The following is a 19,240-nucleotide window of genomic DNA, read 5'->3' as shown; positions in this document are numbered from 1 at the left end:
AAAACCCTCACATCTCTGTAAGGGTTTTTATAAATCTGAAAACTGCGATTTTTAGTATCTGTAGTATTCTGGTTTGAATGGACCTTCAACTGGAACACCAATATAAGCAGCTTGATCGTCACGTAAAACTTCTAGTTCAACGCCTAATTTAGCTAAGTGTAAAGCAGCAACTTTTTCATCTAAATGTTTTGGTAACATGTAAACTTCATTTTTGTAGGCTGCACTGTTATTCCATAATTCGATTTGAGCCAAAGTTTGGTTTGTAAATGAGTTACTCATTACAAAACTTGGGTGACCTGTAGCACAACCAAGGTTTACTAAACGACCTTCAGCCAAGATGATGATATCTTTTCCAGCGATGTTGTATTTGTCAACCTGAGGTTTGATTTCGATTTTAGAAGCACCGTGGTTTTTGTTTAACCAAGCCATATCAATTTCGTTATCGAAGTGACCAATGTTACAAACAACAGTTTTGTCTTTCATTTGCTCGAAGTGCTCTCCAAGAACGATATCTTTATTTCCAGTAGTTGTAATGATGATATCAGCATTAGCAATTACAGTGTTTAATTTTTTAACTTCATAACCGTCCATTGCAGCTTGTAAAGCACAAATTGGGTCAATTTCAGTAACTGTTACAATAGATCCAGCACCTCTAAAAGAAGCTGCAGTTCCTTTTCCAACATCACCGTATCCACAAACGATAACTCTTTTTCCAGCTAACATTAAGTCAGTTGCACGACGTACAGCATCTACAGCAGATTCTTTACATCCGTATTTGTTATCAAATTTAGATTTAGTAACAGAATCGTTAATGTTGATTGCAGGCATTGGAAGAGTTCCAGCTTTTACTCTTTCGTAAAGTCTGTGAACACCAGTTGTAGTTTCCTCAGAAAGACCTTTAATTCCAGGAACCAATTCTGGGAAACGATCAATAACCATGTTAGTTAAATCTCCACCGTCATCAAGAATCATGTTCAATGGTTTTCTGTCTTCACCAAAGAATAAAGTTTGCTCAATACACCAGTCAAATGATTCTTCGTCAAGACCTTTCCAAGCATAAACTTGAATTCCAGCAGCAGCAATAGCAGCAGCAGCTTGATCTTGAGTAGAGAAAATGTTACAAGAAGACCAAGTAACCTCTGCACCAAGAGCAATTAAAGTTTCGATTAAAACTGCAGTTTGAATCGTCATGTGTAAACATCCAGCGATACGAGCACCTTTAAGAGGTTGTTCGTCTTTATATTCAGCGCGAAGAGCCATTAAACCTGGCATTTCAGCTTCAGCTAGTTCAATTTCTTTTCTTCCCCAAGCAGCCAGAGAAATGTCTTTTACTTTGAAAGCCACATAAGGCGTAGTCGTTGTACTCATTTATAGTATATTTGTAATTGTAAAATTTTTGCAAATTTACATAATAGCTTTTTATTTTTACTACTTTCTGTAAGATTTATGAAATCTTTAATTTCTTAATATATAGAACATTAGTTTGTAAATTGTTTTAAACCATATAAGTGATGTAAGTTCATTTAAAAAAGGATTCGTTGTAATGCGCTTTGTTTTGCTTAAATTTACTTAATGCATTTTTTTTGAACCAGAAGTAATATTTTCTTATATCACTTATACGGTTTAAAAATTCATAATTGACAACTCATAATTTATAATTAAAAAGTAATGCCTTTATTTCAAACCATACAATTCAACGAAACCACAAAAATTTTAATTTGGGAAATAACAGAATCTTTTGATGAATTGTATAGTAAGGTTACCTTAAAAGAGAAGACGCAGCGCAGGCTTGACGGAATGAAATCACAACTGCATCAGCGCGCTTTTTTAAGCGTTCGTATGCTGATTCAGGAAATAGGTTTTACAGATCATGATTTGCATTATGACGAATTTGGAAAACCTTATTTTGATTGTCATAATCATATTTCGATAACACATTCCTATCATTTTGCGGCAATAATTGTCAGCCATGAAACCGTAGGAATTGATATGGAATTACAACGCGAAAAAATACTTCGCATTGCAGATAAATTTGTAGATACTGAATTTGACTATTTAAAGCCAAATGTTTTAGAAGATTACGTAAAGAAGCTTACTGTTATTTGGGGTGCAAAAGAAGCCATTTTTAAAATCAGAAACGAGAAAGGCATTAGTTTTAAAGATCATATTAGAGTTGATGATTTTTCTTTGAATAAAGCTAAAACCAACGCCAGTCTTCATTTTAATGATTTAGTGAAAGATTTTGATGTGCATTATGAAGAAATAAAATCAGATAATTTTGAGGGTAATTTTACATTGGTTTATGCTTTTGAAAAGTAAAAACCCCAACTTTATGATATTTAAATTTATTGAAAGAAATAATTAAGCATTAGCATCTTTTTTTCGATGTTCAAACATACTCATGTACAAAAAAGTGCTCATTTTTCTGGCACGTCTTTTTAGTATTTCGACATTTTCACCTTCAAAATTTTCATCTAAAGTTTGAAACCAATGATTAAGCCAGATTCCAAATTCATTTGAAGTAATCTGCCCCTTAAAATGAGCATCAACTTCATTATGAACAGCAATAGGATTACCAGCATATTTCTTTATGCCAAACAAATTCATTTCCCAAAAATCAGTCAGCTTTTCCAGATGTGAATCCCAATCTTTAATCATTTCATTAAAATAAAAGCCAATTTCTTCATCGGCTCTTATTTTTTCATAGAATCGATGGACTAGAAAAGACACATCTGCTCTATTTTCTATTTGTTTTTTACTCATGTAAGACTATTCAAAATAATAAATAAAACACTAAAAAAGGCACTTGTAAGAAGTAGGTTAAAAACCACTTTATGCTTCATTTGAGCTAAAATTGAAGTGTTTACAAAGATACAAACTAAAACAATAACAGCCAGTTGTATCATTTGCGGAATAGAAGTTCCATTGGCAAGAATAAACATTGCTGCAGCGGCTCCTAAACAGCTTTGACCAATTACAGCCATTGTTGCAGAACCAATATAATTTTTGTCAAAATTTTCGAATGTTGTTTGATAAAGTGTCATGATATTAAGTTTTAGAATAACAAAGGTACAGGCACCTTGACGCTGTTATTTATGACTTAAATCATAAAACAAAATCTTTTTTATCGATATACTTTTCGGTTTATTATTTTTAGTTGTCCCTTTTTTTCAAGTGCTTTTATGGCTCTAATAACGGTTTCAACACGAAGTCCGGTTAAGTCTCCAATTTGCTGCCTTGTAAAACTAATAAGATGTCCGTTAGCCTCTTTTTTAAAATTAAAATAAGCAATTCCGTGATCTATTAATTTTAAAACCCTATGCTCAGGTTCATGAGTCGATATTTCTGCCGCCATTATAGATTTGTAATACAAACGCTGCGCAAGATTCTCAATTATGTTAATACTCACAGAAGGATTCTCCTGCAGCAGTTTCATAAAAGTAACTTTTGGCAGAAGAAAAATTTCAGTGTTCTCTACAGCAATAGCATTTGCTGGATATTTCTGATTTAAAAATAACGGAGGTTCTCCAAAAGACTGATCTTTATAAAATATACCCTGAATAAATTCTCTTCCATCATCATTATAATTACTCATTTTAATTTCGCCTGAAATAATTTGATAATAATGTGTTGGCAGATTTCCTTCTTCAAAAAGAATTTCATTTTTATCGATAGTCTTTCTTATTGCGTCATATTTTTCTAATAATTCGGGAGCAATCATAAAAATTGATTTAAAGCTGTTTTTACAAAGATAATTCATTCAAAATAGTTCTTCGGCACTAAAAACTTTTTACTTTTACAGCCATTATGGAGCAAAAATTACTCAGTATTCATCGGCAGATTTTAGAGGCTAAGAAAAATGGACAAAAGTTATTGGCCATACTTCTAGATCCCGATAAAATTGTATGGGAAAATTTGCACCATTTATTGCTTAAAATAAATGAATCTCCAGCAACTCATATTTTTGTTGGCGGAAGTATTGTTCAGAGTAATGTTCTAGAAGATTTAATACAAGAGTTGAAATTAAAGACAAATCTGCCGGTTGTTTTGTTTCCAGGAGATCCTTCACAGATTTCTCTACAAGCCGATGCTATTTTGTTTTTGTCGTTATTGTCTGGACGTAATCCTGATTATTTAATAGAGTATCAGGTTCAGGCGGCTCCAATTCTTAAAAAAACAAATCTTGAAGTTATTTCTACAGGGTATATTTTGATTGAAAGTGGCAAAGAAACTGCCGTTGCGCGTGTTAGCAAAACGGAACCTCTTAGTCGCGAGAATTTTGATTTGGCACTCGCAACAGCTCAAGCAGGCGAAATGTTAGGGAATAAATTGATTTATTTAGAAGCGGGAAGCGGGGCAAAAAATCCAGTTCCGCTAGAAATGATACAGTTAATTGCTCAAAATATTGAAATTCCTGTTATTGTTGGAGGAGGAATTGTAGATTTGCATTCCATTAAAAAAGCTTACAATGCTGGCGCTGATTTGGTAGTTGTAGGAACTGCCTTTGAAAATGACAGCCATTTTTTTGAATCCTAAATAAAACTTTTATAGTTTACAAAATACCGCACAAATGATAGATTTTTTTCTTGATAGTTATAAAAATGCGCCGCTTTGGCATATTGCCTTAGAATTTTTGGTTTTTGTGTTTGGAATTTTAAGTGTTTGGTTTGCAAAAAAAGAAAACATTTTGGTTTATCCAACAGGTTTAATCGCCACAGTTATTTCAGTGTATCTTTTATATGTTGCCGGCTATATTGGTGATATGATTATAAACGGATATTTCTCGATTATGAGCATCTATGGCTGGTATGTTTGGGGAAAAGGTGGAGCAGTCGAGGATAATCTGCCAATTACCAGAACAAATTTTAATGAAAAAATAATCGGAGTCGTATTGTTTTTGATAACTGTTTTTGTAGTTTTCGGGATTTATAAGTATTTCGATTACGAAATTAAAAATGACAATTATGTCGATATGATATCTTCTGGAATATTTTTTGCAGGGATGTGGTACATGGCCAGAAAAAAAATCGAAAACTGGACACTGTGGATTATTGGTGATATTATTGTAGTACCTCTGTACGCTTATCGCGGACTTGGAATGCTGTCACTTCAATACTTAATTTTTACAATTTTAGCTATTTCAGCTTATTTAGAATGGAGAAAAATCTTAGACAGCAAAAAACAGCTATCATAAAAATTGCTTTATTTGGCCCTGAAAGTACAGGTAAAACCACATTGGCAACACAACTTGCAGATTATTACGAAACAGAATGGGTTCCGGAATTTGCACGCGATTATCTGCAAGAAAAATGGGAAGAAAATCAGCATATTTGTGTTGAGGCAGATATGATGCCCATTGCTTACGGACAGACCGCTCTAGAAAATCAAAAACTTTCAAACGCAAAAAAATACTTGTTTTGCGATACCAATTTAATGGTTACCAAAGTTTTCTCCGAAATGTATTATAATGTTTGTGATCCGCTTTTAAATGAAGCGGCGCTTGAGCATGAATACGATTTGTTTTTTCTAACAGACATTGATGTTCCTTGGGAAAAGGATGATATTAGAGATACACCTGAAGGAAGAGAAACAGTGTTTTCTGTTTTTAAAGAAACCCTGATAAATACTAAAAAGCCCTTTATAACGCTTTCGGGCAACAAAGAAAGCCGCTTGGCAAAGGCTGTAGAAATTGTAGATAACTTAGCAATAGCTAAAAAACATGGCTTTAGTTCTGCTGATTTTGTTCAGATATACGAGCATGGTATTCCTTTTGAAAATGTTCTAAAACAATTGGAAATCTTTAAAAACGGAATTACAAAAAGCAGCTTAATAAATCCAGCAACTATCAATAACGGAATTTTAAGTTTATCTGATATAGAATTTAAAGAAAAGGCTGTTTTTTTTGATGCTCAGAGAGGAAATTTAAAAATTAAAAAGTTTGTTCCAGCTTCTGGAGCTGCAACTAGAATGTTTAAGTTTTTAATTGCTTTCTTGAATGATTTTGATATTGAAAAAGAAACTATAAATGCCTATATCAATAGAAAAAATGATAAAGAACTTGCTATTTTTATAGTAGGAATGGAGAAATTTCCCTTTTTTGAAACTGTTTATAAAAAGCTAAAAGAGGTTTATCCAGATTTTGATGCTTTAGAAAGAGATTATAAAAATTATTATTTCATAAAGTTACTGCTTTCTCCAGATCATTTTAATTCGGCAAATAAACCTAAAGCAGTTTTGCCATTCCATTTATACAAAACTCATCTTGCAAATCCAATTGAAGAGCATTTGAACGAATGCGTTCATTATGCGACAACAAATAACAGTTCGAATTTACATTTTACCGTTTCAGAAATTCATCAAAATTTATTTGAGCAGGCCGTTGATGAGGTTAGAGGAAAAATAGAAAAATCTTCAGGAACAAAAATTAATATTGGGTATTCCTATCAAAATAAAAGCACAGATTCTATTACAGTTGATGTAAAGAACAAAATTGTACGAAATCAAAATGAAAAGCTGATTTTTAGACCCGGAGGACATGGTGCGTTAATTGAAAATCTAAATAATCTTGATGCAGATATTATTTTTATTAAGAATATAGATAATGTCATTCAAAATCATATAGATGAAATTACCCTCTATAAAAAGACCTTAGGAGGTATTTTGATCGAAATTCAAGAAAAAGTATTCGGTTATTTAAGAGCAATTGAAAATAACGAATTAAATGAAAGTGATTTTGCTGCAATTATTGAATTTCTAGCCGAGAAGTTAAATATTCAAGTAAGTAAAGATTTTTACAAATTTACTATTGAACATAAAATTACCAAAATTAGAGAAATCTTAGATAGGCCAATCCGAGTTTGCGGAATGGTTCGAAACGAAGGTGAACCGGGCGGCGGCCCATTTTGGGTAATGAATGATAAAGGAGAAATTTCCCTTCAAATTGTAGAAGCCTCTCAAATTGATCTTCAAAATAAAAAACAACTTGAAATTTTAGAAGCGGCAACCCATTTTAATCCAGTTGATTTGGTTTGCGGAATTAAGAATTTTAAAGGACAAAAGTTTAATCTTGGTCAATATATAGATCAAAATGCAGGTTTTATTGTAGAGAAAAGTGTAGAAGGCAAAGCAGTAAAAAATTATGAATTGCCAGGGTTGTGGAATGGTTCAATGGCACATTGGCTCACTATTTTTGTTGCAGTTCCATTAATAACCTTTAATCCGGTAAAAACGGTAAATGATTTATTAAAAGCGACACATCAGCCACAGTAATGGATAACGAAAAAATCATATCAGAGTTAAGCTTTAAAGCGGTTAGAAGCAGTGGTGCAGGCGGACAAAACGTAAATAAAGTTTCATCAAAAGTAGTTTTGACTTTTGATTTAGAAGCTTCTCAGGTTTTGTCAGATGAAGAAAAAGCGCTTTTAAAAGATAATTTATCATCTCGTTTAACCTCTGAAAATATATTGATTTTAAATTGTGACGAAGATCGAAGTCAGATTAAAAACAAAGAGATTGTTATAAAACGTTTTTTAGAAATTATAAAAAAAGGTTTGTTTGTTCCTAAAATTCGAAAAGCGACCAAAATTCCAAAATCCGTAATTAAAAAAAGAATCAAAGACAAAAAAAGTGTTTCTGAAATAAAGAAAAACAGGAAGAGACCAGAGTTTTAAAAAATATAAATAAATGAAGATACTAGTTGTGTTACTTATTGCTTTGAGTGTAAAGACATATTCACAATCAACTAATTTTGAATACGATTTTGCTCTTAAGGGAAATGTAAAAGAAATGACTGCAACTCTTTTTAAGGCTGTAAAAGTTGGTAAAGAATTTAAAACGAGAGAAAAAATAGCCGATTTTTTATTTATAAAGAACCGTTCTGGAAAACTTTTTCAACCTGATTATATGGGGTCGGATCTATGGTCACAGCCTCAGGATGTTTACAATGAAAAGAATCAGATTGTTGAGAATGTTATATATTCTCAGGAAAGTAAAGTGCTTCATCGAACAAAATTTATTTATGATGAAAAAGGGCAGCTTGTAGAAGAAAAATTCTATAATGAACCTGATACCTTGTCGCAAATAACACATTATGAATACAAAAACAATTTACTGCAAAAACAAGTTTCTAAAAAACTGAAAGATATACAGGAGTATGAATATGTAAAAGATTCGCTAAAAAATTACATGTATGACGATCATGGTAATCTGACAAAAATTATTACGGAAGGTTCTTGGAATGTAATTTATAAATATAATTCAAAAGGTTTTTTAGCTGAGGAATATATAGAAGGTCAATTTGGTAATCCAGACAAAATACTTGTTAGAAGGTTTCATTATTTAAAATCAGACGATAAAAATTGGATAAGTGCTTATTTTGAGGTGTTTGCATACGAGGAAAAACCAGTTTACTATTATCTTGAAAGACAAATTAAATATGAAGATTAGAAACGTATAGTTTTACAAATGATTTATTTTTAAAATACCTGGAGACATACTGCTTTTTTCTTAATTCTTTTTTACCTTTGCCTCGTCTCAAAGGGGTGCTCTAAATAACGAGCTGAGATCATACCCAAAGAACCTGAGCGAGTAATGTTGCTAAGGGAAAAAACGACACTATCAAGCGTGCACACTTTATTTTGTCGTGAAACATTTATTAATTTAACAAAAGAATAATTCCCCCTTTTATTCGTAATTCTTTACGAATGAAAACTATTTTTCAAAGTACTGAGGTACTAAGTTGCAAAGGTTCTAAGGTTCAAAAACTGAGCAGAACCAAATCCATTTTCTTTCTTCTTTTTTCTTTCTTTTTTACACTGGTTTCTACTGCGCAAGTGCAGGATTCAACAAAAGTTACTAAACTTGATGATGTCTTAGTTTCTGCAGTTCGTGTTACTTCAAAAACGCCGGTTACATTCAGTAACATGGATAAAAAAGAAATTAAATACAGAAATCTAGGACAGGATATTCCTGTTTTAATGAATTACCTGCCTTCTGTTGTTACGACTTCTGATGCTGGAAACGGAATGGGTTATACTGGAATCAGAGTTAGAGGAAGTGATGCTACGAGAGTAAACGTTACTATAAACGGAATCCCTTATAATGATGCTGAAAGTCAAGGGACTTTTTGGGTAAATATGCCTGATTTTGCATCTTCTCTAGAGAGCTTGCAGTTACAGAGAGGTGTTGGAACTTCAACAAACGGATCTTCGGCGTTTGGAGCCAGCTTAAATATGCTTACTGATAATTACGCTTCTAAAGCAAATGGCGAAATTTCAAGTTCTTACGGAAGTTTCAATTCAAATAAAAACACAGTAAAATTCAGTACAGGCTTGTTAAATGATCATTTTGAGTTGGCAGGTCGTTTATCTACATTGAAATCTGATGGTTATGTAGATCGTGCCAAATCAGATCTAAAATCATATTTCTTGCAAGGAACTTACGTTGGAAAAACAACTTTGATTAAAGCTTTGGTTTTTGGAGGAACTGAAAAAACGTACCAATCTTGGAACGGAATCGATGCTGAAACTTTAAATTCAAACCGCACTTATAATTCCGCAGGAAAGTATAAAGACGAGCAAGGAAATGTTCGTTTTTACGATAATGAAACAGATAATTACAATCAAGATCATTACCAATTGCATTGGAGTGAATCATGGTCTGATAAGTGGAGTACTAATCTAGCTTTTCATTATACAAAGGGATTAGGGTATTATGAAAATTACAAATATGATGAGCCAATTGAAGGATATGGGCCAATTCAGCCTACAAAACAAGTTGAGAATGATTTAGGAGAATTAGTTCCGGGAACCGATTTGATTCGTCAGAAATGGTTAGATAATGACTTTTACGGAACAACTTTTTCTGCAAAATATAAAGAAGAAAAGCTAGATGTTATTATTGGCGGAGGCTGGAATAAATATGAAGGCGATCACTACGGAAAAGTAATTTGGGCAAGAAATTCAGCTCAGTCTGAATTAGGCGATCATTATTATGATGATTTCTCGACAAAAACAGATGGGAATATTTTTGCAAAAGCAAACTATCAGTTTACTGAAAAATTAAGTTTTTATGGAGATTTACAATACCGAAATGTACACTATAAAGCCAATAGTGCCGAAACTGGTTTGGTAAATGATAAGTTTAACTTTTTTAATCCAAAAGCTGGTTTAAATTTCGAGATCAATTCAAAAAACAATCTATACTTTTCATATGCACGTGCAAACCGTGAGCCTAATAGAACAGACTATGAAGGCGGAAATGTGAAGCCTGAAAAATTAAATGATTTTGAATTGGGATGGAGATTTAATTCAGAAAAAATCCAATTGAATTCTAATTTCTACTACATGGGATATAGAGATCAGTTAATTTTAACGGGAAGATTGGATGATGTTGGTGCGCCAATTCGTGCTAATACTGAAAAAAGCTATCGTTTAGGATTTGAGTTTGATGCAACAATTGCACTTTCAGAAAAATTTATTTTGAGACCTAATTTTACTTTAAGCAGTAATAAAAATATTGATTTAGCTGTTGACGGGCAGTATTACGGAACAACGAATATTGCTTATTCACCAGAAGTTATTGCAGGGAATATTATAATTTATAAGCCAATTGAGAATTTATATGTTTCGTTGCTGCAAAAGTATGTTGGTAAACAATACATGAACAATATCGAATTGCCATCTGCAAAACTGGCTGATTATTTTGTAAATGATTTGAATGTATCTTACGAGATTAAGCCAAAATCTGTTTTTAAATCAATCATGATTACTGGTTTAGTAAACAATATTCTAGATAAAAAATATGTTTCAAACGGAGCTATGTGGGATATTTATCCATACTATTATCCGCAGGCAGGAATTAATTTCCTAGCAGGATTAACATTAAAATTCTAAAATATTCTCAAACATAAAAAAGCCTGAAAATTTAAACTTTCAGGCTTTTTTTATTTTAGTTATAAACGCGAATTACAGTTCCGCTTACTTCAACACGATATTGTTTTAATGGATAATCTTTACCGCCAAGTCCAGTAAATAGACTGTACTCTGTTTTATCGCAAGAACAAACGGCATTAATACCGTTAATTGTCATGGCAACGCATGAGTTTAAATCCTGATTAGGGCAAGCCGCGTCAAAAGCATTATAGGTGCCTCCAGCATTAAAAATAATAATTCCTTTTGCTCCATAATTAGGAATTATTACACCGTTGCTCACAAATTTCAGATTGGAATAAGCCGGTAGGTTCATATCTACAGATAAATTTACAGCGTAATTAGGGATATATGGATTTTTATTGCTTCGCTCGCTGTCACTGCAAGAGAAAAGGATAGAAACGAAGGCGATTATTAGAAAGATTTTTTTCATTATTTTAATAAGAATTAGTGAAACAAAAATAAATTATTTAGATTTGATTTTTATATGATTAACATATAATTATGTACTACAAAAAATAATAGTATATTTGTAATACAAAATCCCGTCCCGATGGGATTTTTTCTATTTATATAAACGATGAAGTTATGAGTAAAGTATCTTATTATACCGCAGAAGGATTAAAAAAGTTAAAAGATGAATTGGAGCATTTAAAGAGTGTAATGCGTCCAAAAGCATCTCAAGATATAGCAGAAGCAAGAGATAAAGGTGACTTATCTGAAAATGCTGAGTATGATGCTGCAAAAGAAGCACAAGGTTTATTAGAAATGAGAATTGCTAAACTTGAAGAAGTATATGCAAATGCAAGATTAATTGACGAATCTCAACTTGATGTTTCGAAAGCTTTGGTACTTTCTAATGTGAAAATTAAAAACCAAAGCAACGGAATGGAGATGAAGTATACACTTGTTGCTGAAAGTGAAGCCGATTTAAAAACAGGAAAGATTTCTGTAACTTCTCCTATTGGAAAAGGTTTACTAGGAAAATCTGTTGGTGAAGTAGCTGAGATTACAGTACCAAATGGTGTTTTAAAATTTGAAATTCTTGAAATTTCAAGAGACTAAATTTCCTATTTTTTAACCGTTTAATCGGTTAAATGAATAAACAGTTAAACGATTAACCGAATAAAACAATGAGTTCTATATTCACTAAAATAGTAAACGGAGAAATTCCAGCTTATAAAATCGCTGAAGACGATAACTATTTGGCATTTTTAGATGTAAATCCTAATGCAAAAGGACATACACTTTGTATTCCAAAACAAGAAATCGATAAGATTTTTGATATGGATGACGAATTGTATTTAGGATTAATGAAGTTTTCGAAAAGAATTGCAGCGGCGCTGGAAAAAACAGTTCCATGTAAAAGAATTGGAATAGCAGTTGTAGGTTTAGAAGTTCCTCATGCGCACGTACATTTAATTCCCCTTAATGAAATGGATGAAATGCGTTTTCATAATAAAGTGAAACTTTCAAAAGAAGAGTTTGAAGCTTTGGCAAAAGACATTCAATCTAATCTTTAAAGGATACAAAAAAAGTAGAAACACCAATTCGATTTTGAATTGGTGTTTTTTTATATCTATTTTTTAAGAAGGAGTGTTTATTTTATAACTGATTTGAAAAGTAGTTCCTTTTCCAATTTCAGAATGCAGCACTTTGATTTTTCCATTGTGATATTCTTCTACTATTCTTTTAGTCAAAGAAAGTCCCAAGCCCCAGCCTCTTTTTTTAGTAGTAAAACCAGGTTCAAAAATAGTCTTGAATTGATTTTTAGAAATACCGCTTCCAGAATCCTTCACGTTTATTTTTACATGATGAGAATCTAATTCAATTTCAAGATCAAGATTCCCCTTTCCCTTCATTGCATCAATCGCATTTTTAATTAAGTTTTCAATAGTCCAGCTGTGCAGCGTTGGATTGATCAGAGCAAAAATTTGTTTTTCTGGAGCCTTATATGAAAACGACACCTGTTTAGAAAATCTCGATTGCAAATATTCATAGGTATTCAAAGTTTCTGCCACAATATCATTTGGTTCTAAAACAGGAACAGAACCAATTTTAGAAAAACGATCTGTTATGGTTTGCAAACGCTCCACATCTTTTTCGATTTCAGCTGTGATAGATTGATCGATTTCTTCCGTTTTTAAAATTTCAACCCAACCTATTAATGATGATAAAGGAGTGCCAATTTGGTGCGCCGTTTCCTTTGCCATTCCTGCCCATAATTTATTTTGTGTTGCCATTTTTGTGCTTTTGTAAAAGTTGTAAATCAAAGCACCACACAAAAAAATAATCAATAATAAAGCTACAGGATAATATTTTAATTTATTGATTAAAGCCGAATTGCCATAGTAGATCTGTTGAAATTTACCAGGAGCATATTCAATTATAACAGGATCATTCTCGTTTTTAAGATTATTTAAAAATTTAACAGACTCTTTTCTGTCATTAATAATGTGTTCAGGAACATTTACAGAGCTTATAACTTTGTCATACATTACTAACATTACTGGTACAGAAGTATTGTTGTTTATGATTTCAAGAGGTAAATCAAGATCAGTATTTTCATCTGCATTAATTAATGTTTTTTGAGCATTAGCCCAAAGATTCATTTTTAACCTTTCCTCATTTTTAAAGATTTGGAAAAAAGTATAAGTATTCCAAAGAATCAAAGAAATGATTAAGAAGGAAATAAAAATAATGATCCAACGGGTTGTATTTCTACTTTCAGAAAAACGCATAAACTAATTTTTGAGGTATAAATATAACGAAATAAACGCATTTTATATTTCGCAGAACTTTAAAGATTTTTTGTTTTTATCTTGCAAAACTATTTCTCGAAGTTAAACGATTTATATACTTTTGTAAGCCCGAAGTTGAGGTTCGGTTAAATGGAGAAATTATGATCAGCATAGACCCAAAAGAGATAACGACAGTAAAACTGCAAGGATATTTGCAAAGTGCCGTAGGCCCAAGGCCAATTGCTTTTGCAAGTACCATAAGTGTAAATGGAGTTCCAAATTTATCTCCCTTTAGTTTCTTTAATGTGTTTAGCGCTAATCCGCCAATTTTAGTTTTTTCGCCATCAAGACGTGTTCGTGATAATACCATAAAACACACCTTGATAAACGCTGAAGCAACTCGTGAAGTTGTAATTAATGTCGTTAATTACGATTTGGTGCAGCAAACATCATTGGCAAGCACAGAATATGGAGATTGTGTAAACGAATTTATAAAAGCAGGTTTAACCCAAATTCCTTCAGATTTTGTAAAACCTTATCGCGTAAAAGAATCTCCGGTTCAGTTTGAATGTAAAGTGACTCAGATTATTCCTCTAGGAACTGAGGGTGGAGCAGGGAATTTGATTCTTTGCGAAGTGGTTAAAATTCATATTCATGAAGCAATTCTTGATGAAAATGGAGCAATCGATCAACATAAAATTGATTTGGTTTCAAGACTTGGCGGAAATTGGTATTCTAGATCGAATCAAGGGTTATTTGAAGTACAAAAACCGCTTACAACTTTGGGTGTTGGTGTTGATGCAATTCCGGAGTATATCAGACAAAGCCCTGTGTTTAATGGGAATGACCTTGGAAAATTAGGCAATATAGAAACCTTGCCTACAAAAGAAGAAGTTAGTATATTTGTGAAAGAAAATTTCGCAGTCAAAGGAGTTTTAAGTTCAGACGATCAGAAAAAAATCCATTTAGAAGCAAAAAAATATCTCGATAAAGAAGATATCAGCTCAGCTTGGAAAGTGCTTTTAGCTAAAAAATAAGAATAGAAACAATAATTAATATAGACGAAGATGGAAGTTATAGGAAAAGTAAAAGTGGTTAATCCTGAGCAGCAAGTTAGTGCTTCATTCAAAAAAAGAGAACTAGTAGTTACTACAGATGAGCAGTATCCACAGCACATTTTAATCGAATTTACACAAGATAAATGCGATTTATTAAGCAGCTATAAGCAAGGAGAGGCAGTAAAAGTTTCTATCAACTTAAGAGGAAGAGAATGGGTTAATCCACAAGGAGAAACTAGATATTTTAATAGTATTCAAGGTTGGAGAATCGAAAGACTTGCACCAGAAGGTCCTGCACAAACTCCAGCAATGCCGGCAGCAGAAGCTTTTGCTCCAGCAACAAACTTAAACGAAGACGAACCAGACGATTTACCGTTCTAAGAGTTTTAAATTCAATTTATTAAATTCCAAATTCCAATTCATTTTCGTGAATTTGGGATTTGGAATTTTATTTTTATTTACAGTTTATGTCATTTCGATCGAAGAGAGAAATCGCACAAGTAATTCTGTAAAGTGAATCGACAATCTTTGTCGAGTTTCGTGTGTGATTTCTCTCTTCGATCGAAATGACAACATTGTGATAAATTGAAATTTGGAGTTTAATTTTATTGGAATTTAAAAAAGATGTACTACGTATTTGAAGATCTATTTTTTCCGCCAGTTTCAGAAGCTGATGAAGAGGGAATTCTTGCAATTGGAGGAGACTTAAATCCAGAGCGGTTAAAGCTCGCATACAGGAACGGAATTTTTCCGTGGTTTAATGAAGGTGAACCAATACTTTGGTGGTCGCCAGATCCAAGAATGGTTTTGTTTTTAGATGAATTGATTGTATCTAAAAGCATGCGAAATATTTTGAATAGAAACCAATTTAAAGTCACCTTTAATCAGAATTTTGAGGACGTGATTTCAAATTGTCAGAAGATAAAAAGAGACGGACAAAACGGAACTTGGATTTCAAATCAAATGATTGAAGCTTATTGCAAACTTCATGAGCAGGGAATTGCAAAGTCTGTAGAAGTCTGGCAAGATGAAGAATTGGTTGGTGGTTTGTACGGAATAGATTTAGGAAATATTTTTTGCGGTGAAAGTATGTTTTCTAAAGTCTCAAATGCTTCAAAAGTTGCTTTTATAGCTTTAGTGAATTATTTAGAAAAAGAAAACTACAAACTATTAGATTGCCAAGTTTACAATCCGCATTTAGAGAGTTTGGGTTGTCGCGAAATTGATCGCGATGAATTTATAACGATTTTAAAAAGTTAATAAAATGAGTACAGTTCATATTGTAAAGGAAATCTATATTTATCCGATAAAAAGCTTGGCAGGGATCAGCCTTCAATCTGCTTTGGCTGAAGAAATGGGATTTGAAAACGATCGCAGATGGATGCTTATTGATGTAGAAAACCAGATGATTACGCAAAGAGAACATCGCATAATGAGCCAGTTTTATCCGAAGATTTTAGATGGAAAAATCAATGTTACTTTTAAAGATCAAAAACATGAATTTTCTATCAATGAACATTTAGGCAATTCCCTTGAAGTAAATGTTTGGGATGATAAAAGTGAAGTAGTTGAAGTGAATAAAGAAACTTCAAAATGGTTCAGTCAGCATTTAGGTTTTGAATGTAAATTGGTCAAAATTCTAAAGAATGGAGATCGTAAACATGAAAGTTCCAGAGTAAAAGAAACTTTCAATGTAAGTTTGGCCGATGGTTATCCTTATTTATTAATTGGTACAAAAAGCTTGGATTTTTTGAATGATAAACTTGATGAAAAAATCACCATAAAAAGGTTTCGACCAAACATCGTTGTAAGCAGTGAAAATCCTCATGAAGAAGATGATTTTAAAAGCTTTTCCATTGGAAAAGTTCAATTTAAAAACATAAAACCCTGCGGAAGATGCGTTATGGTGAATAATGATCCTGAAAACGGACGACTAAAAAAAGAACCTTTAAAAACGTTAAGTAAATACAGAAATGTAGATAATTCAGTTTTATTCGGAACCAACATTGTGGGGTTGAATTCAGGAACTATCAAGATTGGAGATACACTTGTTTTCTAGAAATTCAGCTTTGTGAAATTCCAGTTTAAAGTATTAAAAATCACTAATTCATTTTTTAAAGTTGGCAATTCTAGAATTAATTTTAAGGTTTCATGCGCCATCATATTTCCTATAATTCCGGGTAATGTTCCTAAAACTCCATTCAAATTACAATTCGGTACATCTTTTGGATCAGGCATTTCGGGAAATAAATCACGTAAATTTTTACTTCCGTTGTGATTAAAAACTGCAATTTGCCCTTCAAATCTCAAAATACTGCCATAAACCAGAGGTTTCTTGAGTTGAACGCAAGTATCATTTACCAAATAGCGTGTTGTAAAATTATCTGATCCATCTACAATTATATCATATTCCTTAATAACTTCTGAAGTATTTTCTGAAGTCAATTTCTCAGTAATAGCAGTAACTTCAATAAGCGGATTTAATCTTGAAACGACTTCTTTTGCCACAATTGCTTTTTGCTGACCAATTTCATTTTCGGTATACAAAATCTGTCTGTGAAGATTGTGAATTTCAATGGTATCAAAATCTATAATTCCAATAAAACCAACTCCAGCCGTTGCAATATATTGCAAAATAGGACAGCCTAAACCGCCGGCACCAATTACTAAAACACGTGCTTTTTTTAATTTTTCCTGACCTTCATCACCAATTTCAGGTAACATAGTTTGTCTATTGTAACGTAAAAATTCTTGTATAATGCTCATTATTTTAGTCTTAAGGTTTTTAAAGTCGAAAGTCGAAAGCCGAATGTTGAAAGTAAAAAATTGTAAGTCAAAAGTTTTAGACTTTATGACTTTAGGCTTTCAAACTTTTGACTATATGCTTTGTCCCAATCTTTCCAAATAGGCTCGTAACCCTTACTTTTTATGATTTGCGCAATTTCATCTGCAGAGCGTTCATCACTTATCTCAAATTGTTCTAATGACTGCGGGTCAACAACATATCCGCCCGGGTTTGTTTTAGAACCTGCACTCATGCTGGTAACGCCAATGGGAATAATATTGTTTCTGAATTTTTCGTTTTCTCTCGTTGAAATCGAAATTTCCAAATCTTCATTCCATAAGCGATAAGCACAAATTAATTGTGTCAAATCTTTATCGTCCATTATAAAATTTGGTTCAATAATTCCTTCAGCAGGGCGAAGGCGAGGGAAGGAAACAGAATATTTGGTCTGCCAGTATTTTTTTTGAAGATAATCTAAATGCAAAGCGTTAAAAAAACTATCCGTTCGCCAATCCTCTAAACCCAGTAAAACACCTAAACCAATTTTATGAATTCCAGCAGTTCCAATTCGATCTGGAGTCTCCAGTCTATAGTCAAAATTTGATTTCTTGCCTTTTGTATGGTATTTTTTGTAAACTTCCTGATGGTAAGTTTCCTGATAAACCAAAACCGAATATACACCAGCATTGTGCAGCCTTTCATAATCTTCTATAGAAAGCGGTTGTACTTCGACGGAAATGATCGAAAAATCGTTTTTGATAAGGTTTATTGCGTTTAGAAAATAATTGATGTTTACAGTATAATTAGCTTCTCCAGTAACCAGTAAAACATGGTCAAAACCTGTATTTTTTAAGGCCTCAATTTCGATTTTTATTTCGGTATCAGTAAGTGTTTTTCGTTTGATTTTATTGTCTAAACTAAATCCGCAATACGTACAAATATTTTGACATTCGTTGCTTAAATAAAGCGGCGCATACATTTGAATCGTTTTTCCGAAACGTTTTTTAGTGATTTCATGGCATTTTTGTGCCATTTCTTCCAGATAATTTTGAGCTATGGGCGAAATTAAAACCAAGAAATCATCGAGACCGTATTTGGTTTTGGCTAAAGTTCGCTCAACATCTTTTGATGTGGTTTGGTATATTCTGGACTGGATATCATCCCAATTATATTGCTCAAAAATAGATTTGAATGTTTTCATTTTATTTTTTTATTTCACGCAGATTTTGCAGATTTAAGCAGATTAAAAATGATTTTTATTTTATTGCATCTTGCGTTTTTTATATTTTATTGGCAATTCTTTTAATATCACTTAAAATATTAAGAGTATTAAAATTAACGAGTATGCCTAATTTTTTATTAGAAAGTCGAAGGTAGGTTGCAATTTGCTTGTAATGTATCGGTGCTAATTCTTCGACAGATTTTAATTCAATTATTACTTTATCTTCAACTAGTAAGTCAAGTCTAAAAGCGGCATCTAATATTATTTCTTCATAATTAATGATAATTGCTACTTGTTTTTTGACTTTCAGTTCTAATTTTTCTAATTCATAGAATAGAGCGCTTTCATAGACAGATTCAAATAGTCCTGGTCCTAAATTATTGTATACTTTAAAAATTGCTCCTCGTACTAGATATGAAATTTCATTTTCTGTCATAATTCTTTAGTTTTAAAATTACTCAAAATTAAAGAATTTTCTTTCTTTTTTTGTTTTGTTAGTTTTTAAA

22 protein-coding genes are annotated in these 19,240 nt (G+C 32.3%); 13 read left to right on the top strand and 9 right to left on the bottom strand.

All coding sequences use genetic code 11. The annotated features are described in order from the left end of the window. Positions 1-51: 51 nt before the first annotated feature. Positions 52-1,368, bottom strand: coding sequence for an adenosylhomocysteinase (ahcY, locus tag ACHRV0_RS00350; protein ID WP_089052655.1), 1,317 nt, complete (start codon positions 1,366-1,368; stop codon positions 52-54). A gap of 300 nt (positions 1,369-1,668) precedes the next feature. Here ahcY and ACHRV0_RS00345 point away from each other — a divergent pair, with 300 nt between their 5' ends. Further along, complete coding sequence (locus ACHRV0_RS00345; RefSeq protein WP_395439554.1) at positions 1,669-2,319, top strand: 4'-phosphopantetheinyl transferase family protein; 651 nt, start codon at positions 1,669-1,671, stop codon at positions 2,317-2,319. A gap of 42 nt (positions 2,320-2,361) precedes the next feature. On the opposite strand, the gene ACHRV0_RS00340 is transcribed toward ACHRV0_RS00345, so the two are convergent. From ACHRV0_RS00340 to ACHRV0_RS00330, 3 genes are all read right to left on the bottom strand, one after another. Beyond that, the gene (locus ACHRV0_RS00340) at positions 2,362-2,763 is read right to left on the bottom strand and encodes a group III truncated hemoglobin (protein WP_129024004.1); all 402 of its coding nucleotides are present in this window, start codon (positions 2,761-2,763) and stop codon (positions 2,362-2,364) included. Continuing rightward, the gene (locus tag ACHRV0_RS00335) at positions 2,760-3,044 is read right to left on the bottom strand and encodes a hypothetical protein (protein WP_395439553.1); all 285 of its coding nucleotides are present in this window, start codon (positions 3,042-3,044) and stop codon (positions 2,760-2,762) included. Before ACHRV0_RS00335 ends, ACHRV0_RS00340 begins: the two co-directional genes overlap by 4 nt. A gap of 80 nt (positions 3,045-3,124) precedes the next feature. Then, entirely contained in the window at positions 3,125-3,721 is a 597-nt protein-coding gene (locus ACHRV0_RS00330; protein WP_395439552.1) for a Crp/Fnr family transcriptional regulator, read from the bottom strand. Between the two features lie 86 nt (positions 3,722-3,807). Between ACHRV0_RS00330 and ACHRV0_RS00325 the strand changes: the two genes are divergently transcribed. The 6 genes from ACHRV0_RS00325 to ACHRV0_RS00300 all read left to right on the top strand — a co-directional run bounded on the left by ACHRV0_RS00325 (position 3,808) and on the right by ACHRV0_RS00300 (position 10,892). Next, positions 3,808-4,536, top strand: a complete 729-nt coding sequence (locus ACHRV0_RS00325) for a geranylgeranylglyceryl/heptaprenylglyceryl phosphate synthase (protein WP_395439551.1) — start codon at positions 3,808-3,810, stop codon at positions 4,534-4,536. Between the two features lie 34 nt (positions 4,537-4,570). Continuing rightward, entirely contained in the window at positions 4,571-5,194 is a 624-nt protein-coding gene (gene pnuC, locus ACHRV0_RS00320; protein WP_129024001.1) for a nicotinamide riboside transporter PnuC, read from the top strand. Beyond that, positions 5,155-7,269 carry a DUF4301 family protein gene (locus tag ACHRV0_RS00315; RefSeq protein ID WP_395439550.1) on the top strand — a complete coding sequence of 705 codons (2,115 nt, stop codon included), beginning with the start codon at positions 5,155-5,157 and terminating at the stop codon, positions 7,267-7,269. The genes pnuC and ACHRV0_RS00315 overlap by 40 nt, the downstream gene beginning before the upstream one ends. Next, complete coding sequence (arfB, locus tag ACHRV0_RS00310) at positions 7,269-7,670, top strand: alternative ribosome rescue aminoacyl-tRNA hydrolase ArfB (protein WP_395439549.1); 402 nt, start codon at positions 7,269-7,271, stop codon at positions 7,668-7,670. The genes ACHRV0_RS00315 and arfB overlap by 1 nt, the downstream gene beginning before the upstream one ends. 13 nt (positions 7,671-7,683) lie before the next feature. Then, entirely contained in the window at positions 7,684-8,445 is a 762-nt protein-coding gene (locus ACHRV0_RS00305) for a hypothetical protein (protein WP_395439548.1), read from the top strand. A 257-nt stretch (positions 8,446-8,702) separates the two neighbouring features. After that, positions 8,703-10,892, top strand: a complete 2,190-nt coding sequence (locus tag ACHRV0_RS00300; protein WP_395439546.1) for a TonB-dependent receptor — start codon at positions 8,703-8,705, stop codon at positions 10,890-10,892. Positions 10,893-10,947: 55 nt separating this feature from the next. Here the strand turns inward: ACHRV0_RS00300 and ACHRV0_RS00295 are convergent, their stop codons facing one another. After that, positions 10,948-11,361 carry a hypothetical protein gene (locus ACHRV0_RS00295; RefSeq protein WP_129023996.1) on the bottom strand — a complete coding sequence of 138 codons (414 nt, stop codon included), beginning with the start codon at positions 11,359-11,361 and terminating at the stop codon, positions 10,948-10,950. A gap of 155 nt (positions 11,362-11,516) precedes the next feature. Here ACHRV0_RS00295 and greA point away from each other — a divergent pair, with 155 nt between their 5' ends. Next, a complete protein-coding gene (greA, locus tag ACHRV0_RS00290; RefSeq protein WP_089052667.1) occupies positions 11,517-11,993 on the top strand; it encodes a transcription elongation factor GreA in 477 nt (158 codons plus the stop codon). 68 nt (positions 11,994-12,061) lie between these two features. After that, on the top strand, positions 12,062-12,451 hold the full coding sequence (locus ACHRV0_RS00285; protein ID WP_099720619.1) for an HIT family protein: 390 nt from the start codon (positions 12,062-12,064) through the stop codon (positions 12,449-12,451). A gap of 63 nt (positions 12,452-12,514) precedes the next feature. Here the strand turns inward: ACHRV0_RS00285 and ACHRV0_RS00280 are convergent, their stop codons facing one another. Then, on the bottom strand, positions 12,515-13,669 hold the full coding sequence (locus tag ACHRV0_RS00280) for a PAS domain-containing sensor histidine kinase (RefSeq protein ID WP_129023995.1): 1,155 nt from the start codon (positions 13,667-13,669) through the stop codon (positions 12,515-12,517). A gap of 161 nt (positions 13,670-13,830) precedes the next feature. Here ACHRV0_RS00280 and ACHRV0_RS00275 point away from each other — a divergent pair, with 161 nt between their 5' ends. The 4 genes from ACHRV0_RS00275 (at position 13,831) to ACHRV0_RS00260 (ending at position 16,786) form a co-directional block, all read left to right on the top strand. After that, on the top strand, positions 13,831-14,706 hold the full coding sequence (locus tag ACHRV0_RS00275; RefSeq protein ID WP_395439544.1) for a flavin reductase family protein: 876 nt from the start codon (positions 13,831-13,833) through the stop codon (positions 14,704-14,706). A gap of 30 nt (positions 14,707-14,736) precedes the next feature. After that, complete coding sequence (locus ACHRV0_RS00270) at positions 14,737-15,108, top strand: DUF3127 domain-containing protein (protein WP_089052671.1); 372 nt, start codon at positions 14,737-14,739, stop codon at positions 15,106-15,108. Positions 15,109-15,351: 243 nt separating this feature from the next. Next, positions 15,352-15,987 carry a leucyl/phenylalanyl-tRNA--protein transferase gene (aat, locus tag ACHRV0_RS00265; protein WP_395439543.1) on the top strand — a complete coding sequence of 212 codons (636 nt, stop codon included), beginning with the start codon at positions 15,352-15,354 and terminating at the stop codon, positions 15,985-15,987. 4 nt (positions 15,988-15,991) lie between these two features. Then, positions 15,992-16,786, top strand: coding sequence for an MOSC domain-containing protein (locus ACHRV0_RS00260; RefSeq protein ID WP_395439542.1), 795 nt, complete (start codon positions 15,992-15,994; stop codon positions 16,784-16,786). Here the strand turns inward: ACHRV0_RS00260 and ACHRV0_RS00255 are convergent. The 3 genes from ACHRV0_RS00255 to ACHRV0_RS00245 form a co-directional block, all read right to left on the bottom strand. Beyond that, entirely contained in the window at positions 16,783-17,493 is a 711-nt protein-coding gene (locus ACHRV0_RS00255) for a HesA/MoeB/ThiF family protein (protein ID WP_395439541.1), read from the bottom strand. The genes ACHRV0_RS00260 and ACHRV0_RS00255 overlap by 4 nt on opposite strands. Before the next feature lie 83 nt (positions 17,494-17,576). Then, positions 17,577-18,713: a 2-iminoacetate synthase ThiH gene (gene thiH / locus ACHRV0_RS00250; protein ID WP_129023990.1), complete on the bottom strand. Its 1,137-nt coding sequence runs from the start codon at positions 18,711-18,713 to the stop codon at positions 17,577-17,579. A 79-nt stretch (positions 18,714-18,792) separates the two neighbouring features. After that, entirely contained in the window at positions 18,793-19,170 is a 378-nt protein-coding gene (locus tag ACHRV0_RS00245; RefSeq protein ID WP_129023989.1) for a GxxExxY protein, read from the bottom strand. Positions 19,171-19,240: the final 70 nt, after the last annotated feature.

The organism is Flavobacterium sp. FlaQc-30 (assembly GCF_044005885.1).
Lineage (GTDB): Bacteria > Bacteroidota > Bacteroidia > Flavobacteriales > Flavobacteriaceae > Flavobacterium.
The sequence above is the reverse complement of the archived record's forward strand: the minus strand, read 5'-3'. Positions and strand labels throughout refer to the sequence as shown.